This is a genomic window from Streptomyces sp. NPDC052101 (assembly GCF_040680235.1).
Taxonomy (GTDB): domain Bacteria; phylum Actinomycetota; class Actinomycetes; order Streptomycetales; family Streptomycetaceae; genus Streptomyces.
Window position 1 is genome coordinate 1 of the sequence record NZ_JBFAWH010000161.1, and the last position, 1087, is coordinate 1087.

Genomic DNA, 1087 nt, shown 5'->3' on the forward strand with positions numbered 1-1087 from the left:
TGGTCCAGCGCGATCCGCCAGGGCACCGGGTCGCGGTCGTCGGCGCGGGCGGCGGCGGTGATGAGCGGGGACCGAGCCCACCGCGACGCCGGCCACCATCGCCGTCTCGGCCGTCGAGCCGAAGACGCGGCCCAGGGGGCCCGCCAGGACCACCACGCCGGCGAGGCAGAACATCAGCGGCACGGTGAACGCGCGCAGACCCTGCGCCGTCGTGCGCCGCACCGCGGACATGTCCTGGCGGCCCATGGCGCGGGCCAGCCGGTTGAAGAGCACGGTGGCCAGGGAGAGCACGAACACCGAATGGGGCAGCACGGCCATCAGCATCGCCATGTTGTACGCGGCCACACCGGGGATGGCCGCCTGCGCCATCTCGGCGCTCCAGGTCTCCGTGCCCGGGATGCGCAGCTCGCCGCGGTCGCGGGCCTCCGTGGCGGAGGTGACGTACCGCTGGCACAGCAGGAGCACCACGTTCGTGGCGACCATCGTGACCAGGGTGTACCCGGCGATCCGGCCGGTGTCCCGCAGGCCGATGCCCTTCCAGCCGAACCTCGGGCGCAGGCCCAGGCCGAGCCCGCGCAGCGGCAGGAAGAGGATCACGGCCTGCAGCACGACGCCCAGGGTGTGGCCGCCGGCCAGCACGACCGTCTGTGCGCTCGTCCACCCGGCGAGGTCGTCCCCGGCCCGGTACGCTCCGAACATGCCCAGGTACAGCACGATCGCGCCGATCGCGACGACGTTGTTCAGCACCGGCGCCCACATGTAGGCGCCGAAGCGCCCGTTGGCGTTGAGCACCTGCCCCACCAACGCGTACATGCCGTAGAAGAACACCTGGGGCAGACACCACAGGGCGAACACGGTGGCCATCTCGAGCTTCTCCGGCGACCAGCCGCGGGTCAGGGCCGTCATGAGCGGGGCCGCCGCCAGCATGACCACCACCGTGCCGGCGAGCATCACGAGCGTGCCGAGCGTCATCAGGCGGGAGGTGTAGTCCGCCGTCAGACCTCCCGGGCCGTGCGCGTCCGGCGGCTCAGCAGCGCGTACAGGCCGGCGCCGAGTGCCGTGCCGATGAACCAGGAGTACGGCGCCA

Annotated in this window: 1 pseudogene; it reads right to left on the reverse strand. The window is 72.5% G+C overall.

The window, feature by feature from the left end:
* Nucleotides 1-132 precede the first annotated feature (132 nt).
* Nucleotides 133-1074 (reverse strand): annotated as a pseudogene (locus AB0L75_RS44495) (lipid II flippase MurJ); the annotation flags it as partial.
* Nucleotides 1075-1087: the final 13 nt, after the last annotated feature.